This is a genomic window from Acidovorax sp. HMWF018, assembly GCF_003061035.1.
Lineage (GTDB): Bacteria > Pseudomonadota > Gammaproteobacteria > Burkholderiales > Burkholderiaceae_C > Acidovorax > Acidovorax delafieldii.
Genome location: NZ_QAIM01000640.1, coordinates 1 through 4,737, shown reverse-complemented (window position 1 = coordinate 4,737; position 4,737 = coordinate 1). Strand labels below are relative to the sequence as shown.

Genomic DNA, 4,737 nt, shown 5'->3' with positions numbered 1-4,737 from the left:
GCCCCGGCCTTCGCGCACCACGACCGGGTCGCCGCCGGTGCCCATGGGGGTCAGGTCCACCACCGTGGTGGGCTCCAGGGGGCAGGCCCCGGCATCGACGATGGCATCCACCAGCTTTTCGTAGCGCTCGCGGATTTCCTGCGGGTCGTTCAGGGGCTCGGTCTCACCCGCAGGGATCAACGTGGTGGCCAGCAGCGGGGCGCCGTGCAGCTCCAGCAGCAGCTGCAGGCCTTTGCGGTCGGGCACCCGCAGCCCAATGGTCTTGCGCGAGGGGTGGCTCACGCGGCGGGGCACTTCCTTGGTGGCTTCGAGGATGAAGGTGTACGGGCCTGGCGTGCCCAGCTTGAGCAGGCGGTACTGCCGGTTGTCCACCCGTGCGTAGTTGGCCAGCTCCGACAGGTCGCGGCACAGCAGCGTGAGGTGGTGCTTTTCGTCCACCTGGCGGATGCGGCGCAGGCGGTCCACCGCGTCCTTGTCGTCCAGGTGGCAGACCAGCGCATAGCTCGAATCCGTGGGCACGGCCACGATGCCGCCCTTTTGCAGCAGCAGTGCGGCTTGCTTGAGCAGCCGGGGCTGCGGGTTGTCGGGATGGGCTTCGAAATACTGGGCCATGGGACAGGTTCTCAGTGATGCGTGGCGCTGCGCTTGGGTGCCTTGCCTGGTGGCAGATCGTCCAGGCGGCGGCTGGCGTGGCTTCGGCAGCGCGGGGTCATCGCAAAATTCGGTCGGACAGCAGTTCCCACACGGGGGTCAATGCGCCGGGCAGCAGGGGCAGCGTGCCCAGGTCGGTGTGCGATTCGTCGGGGCTGTGGAAGTCGCTGCCACGCGATGCGGCCAGGCCAAACTCCTGCGCCATGTCGGCGTAGGTCACGTACTCGGCTGCGCTGTGGCTGCCCGTGACGACCTCGACCGCCCGGCCACCGTGCTGCTTGAATTCGGAGAACAGCGCGAATTCTTCATTGGCGCTGAACTTGTAGCGCGCCGGGTGGGCGATCACCGCCATGCCCCCCGCCTGTGTGATCCAGCGCACGGCATCCCCCAGGCTGGCCCACCGGTGGGGCACATAGCCCGGTTTGCCTTCGGTCAGGAATTTGCGAAACACCTCGGAGGTGTCCTTGCACACGCCGGTTTCCACCAGAAAACGCGCGAAATGGGTGCGCGAGATGAGTGCCGGGTTGCCCACAAACTGCAGCGCCCCTTCGTACGCGCCCTTGATGCCGACCTGGGCCAGCTGGGCCGCCATCTCCTGCGCCCGCTCGCCGCGCCCGCCGCGTGTGGCGGCCAGGCCCTGGGCCAACTGGGTGTCGTCAGGGTCAAAGCCCAGACCCACGATATGGACGGTGGTGTCGGCAAAGGTGACCGAAATCTCAGTGCCGGTGAGGTAGGCCATGCCTTGGGCGCGGGCGGCAGCGGCCGCACGGTGCTGGCCGCCGATCTCGTCATGGTCCGTCAACGCCCACAGCTCCACCCCGTTGGCCTTGGCCCGCGCGGCCAGGTCTTCGGGCGTCAGGGTTCCGTCGGAGACGACGGAATGGCAGTGCAGGTCGGCGTTGAGTATGGAGGTCACCGATTCATTTTAGGGCTTGTACTGATAACGCGCCCCACGGAATCCATTAACACTTGTTACATGCACATTTCGCCTGGCTGGCGGGTGTTCAGCCGGGTCGAATGCCGGCGGTGTGGTGGTTTTCCTTGGGCAAGATACAACAACGCGGAACCTCGGGGTTTTTGCAGAGCATCAGGAGCAACCATGAAATTCAATGACCTGCGCGTCGCCCACAAGATGTGGAGCGTGATTCTTGGTCTGCTGGCGCTGATGCTGGTGGCCGCCGTCTGGACCCAGTGGTATGGGCGGCAGGTCACTGCTGCGACCGAAGAGTCCGTCAACAAGTACGAGTCTGCCATCACCACGGCGGTCAGCTGGCGTGGCCTGGCGGAAGTGGCGGTCACCATGTCGATGGCCGGGTTTGTGACCACCGACCAGGCGCTCAAGGCAGATTTTGATACCCGGGTGGCTGCGCTCACCGCACGCATCACCCCGGTGCAGGAAAAGATCAACAAGGCGGCGGTGTCCCCCGAGGACAAGGCGGCATTGGCCGCGGTGGCCGCTGCGCGTGCCGATGTCCGGGGCCAGACCGACAAGCTCAAGGAGCTGACCGATGCGGGCGATGCCGCCGCCAAGCAGGCCTATGTGGACAAGGTTTACCGGCCCAAGGTGTTGGCTTATCTGGAGTCGATCGACAAGTTCGTGGCGGTGCAGGAGCGCCAGCGTGACGATGCGGTGCAGGCCGCACGTGCCACGCGCGGCAACCTGGTGCTGATCGGGGCTGCCGCAGCCATCGCGGTGGTGGCACTGGGCATGCTGCTGGCGGCCCTGCTGGTGCGCTCCATCACGCGGCCGCTCGATCGGGCCGTGGTGCTGGCCGAAGCCATTTCGGCCGGGGACCTCACCCAAGACATTCAAGATGACCGCAAGGATGAACTGGGCGTGCTCACCCGGGCGCTGTCGACCATGTCGTCACGGCTGCGCGGTGTGGTGAGCGAAGTGCGCCAGGGAGTGGACTCGGTCTCGTCGGCGTCGGTGGAGATTGCCAACGGCAACCACGACCTGTCGGCGCGCACCGAGCAGACGGCCTCCAACCTGGAAGAGACGGCAGCCAGCATGGAACAGCTCACGGCCACCGTGAGCCAGTCGGCCGACACGGCCCGCCAGGCCAACCAGCTCGCCGGCACGGCAGCCCAGGCTGCAGCGCGGGGCGGCGAAGTGGTGGGCCAGGTGGTCACCAGCATGCAGCAGATCACCGACAGCAGCCGCAAGATCAGCGACATCATCGGCACCATCGACGGCATCGCCTTCCAGACCAACATCCTGGCGCTGAACGCTGCGGTGGAAGCCGCCCGAGCAGGCGAGCAGGGCCGTGGGTTTGCGGTGGTGGCCAGCGAAGTGCGCAGCCTGGCGCAGCGCAGCGCCGAGGCGGCCAAAGAGATCAAGACCCTGATCAGCGCCAGCGTGGAGAACGTGGAATCGGGCTCGGCCCAGGTGGCGCAGGCAGGGCAAAGCATGCAAGAGATCGTTGCCAGCGTACAGCGCGTGAGCGACCTCATCGGCGAGATCACGGCCTCCTCGACAGAACAGCGCGACGGCATCGCGCAGGTCAACCAGGCCGTCACACACCTCGATCAGATGACGCAACAGAACGCGGCGCTGGTGGAAGAGTCCACGGCCGCAGCCGCCTCGATGCGTGACCAGGCACAGCACCTGGCGCAGGTGGTGTCGGTATTCAACGTGGGAGCGGTGGCCACCCGGGCGCCGGCAGCGGCACCCCGCGCTGCAGCACCGGCGCCTGCGCCACGGCCTGCGCCGGCCGCCAAGGCCCCACTGGGCAACAAGCCTGCCACCGCCAGGAAGGCGGCCGCCAGCGCGCCCAAGGCCCCGTCGCGGCTGGCGCCGCCAGTTGCACCCGCAGTCACACAGTCGGCCGCCCCTGCATCCAAGGCGGCGGCCAAGGGCGGGGACGACGACTGGGAAAGCTTCTGATTCCTGGCCCTTGCGTGCCCTGAAGGCTCAGGGGCGTGGGCCTGTCAGGGCCCGCAATACTGGGACCAGAGGCTTGGGTGTGGCGGGCTCGGACTTGTATACCGGTCTGGCCCCGTCAGGCCGTGGGTTCTAGCGCCTGTTCGATCTGTCTTCGTTCGCGCATTCCTGGCGGATTTTGGATGCGGGTTTTTCCCGGTGGGGCATGAGTCCGCCGGTGCCTTGGGCTGGCGTAGGCTATGGCCTGTTGTTGATGTAATCGAATGTGTCTTGCACGCCATGCGCAGACCATGGAGACATCACCGATCCACGAGGAAAAACCAACCATGCAATTTGACAATATCCGCGTCTCCCGCAAGCTGTGGGGCGCCTTTCTGGGGCTCATGATTGCCATGTTGCTGCTGTCTGCGTTTGCGCAGAACCGGGGCAACTCTTCGATGTCGGCGGCCATGGACGCCGTGGTCGAGATCGAGGCCCGCATCTCGGCTGCTGTGCGCTGGCGGGGCGCCACTGAAACGGCTGTCACCATGGTCATGGGCGGCGCGGTGACCACCGACTCGGTGCTGGCCGAGCAGTACGGCGCCAAGGTCAAGGAGATCATTGGCAACATCAACAAGGTGCAGGAAGGCATCGTGGCCTCGGCCACCGCGCCCGAAGAGAAAGCCTCGCTCGACAAGGTGCTGGAGGCGCGCAAGGCCGTGCTGGCGGCCACCGCCAAGACCTGGGAGCTCAAGGGCGCAGGCGATGCCGTCGCCACCCAACGCTATGCGGACGACGAGTTTGCCCCCCTGGTCACCAAGTACCTCAAGGCGCAGGATGAGTTTGTGGCCACGCTCGAAAAGCGCCGCGACGTGATCCGTGCCGAAGCCAACCAGCGCCGCATCGAATACGCCATCACCGGCATCATCAGCTCCATGGTGCTGATGGCGGCGGGCCTGTTCCTGGCCTGGAAGCTGGTGCGCTCCATCACCCTGCCGCTGAACGAAGCGGTCGAGACCATCGATGCCATTGCAGCAGGCGATCTGACGCGCGAGCTGCAATCCACCCGCAAGGACGAGTTTGGCCACATGCTGCGTTCGCTGTCGGCCATGTCGTCACGGCTGCGTGGTGTGGTGAGCGAAGTGCGCCAGGGAGTGGACTCGGTCTCGTCGGCGTCGGTGGAGATTGCCAACGGCAACCACGACCTGTCGGCGCGCACCGAG

4 protein-coding genes are annotated in these 4,737 nt (G+C 66.2%); 2 read left to right on the top strand and 2 right to left on the bottom strand.

All coding sequences use genetic code 11. The features are described 5' to 3' along the window. Positions 1–612: L-threonylcarbamoyladenylate synthase (locus tag DBR23_RS26955; RefSeq protein WP_108500122.1), on the bottom strand; the 612-nt coding region annotated here is incomplete at its 3' end. A gap of 97 nt (positions 613–709) precedes the next feature. After that, a complete protein-coding gene (locus DBR23_RS26950; RefSeq protein WP_056060904.1) occupies positions 710–1,567 on the bottom strand; it encodes a 3',5'-nucleoside bisphosphate phosphatase in 858 nt (285 codons plus the stop codon). Between the two features lie 183 nt (positions 1,568–1,750). Here DBR23_RS26950 and DBR23_RS26945 point away from each other — a divergent pair, with 183 nt between their 5' ends. Continuing rightward, entirely contained in the window at positions 1,751–3,538 is a 1,788-nt protein-coding gene (locus tag DBR23_RS26945; protein ID WP_108500117.1) for a methyl-accepting chemotaxis protein, read from the top strand. Positions 3,539–3,861: 323 nt separating this feature from the next. Then, positions 3,862–4,737, top strand: an 876-nt coding sequence (locus DBR23_RS26940; protein WP_146191464.1) for a HAMP domain-containing protein, incomplete at its 3' end; no start/stop codon positions are given.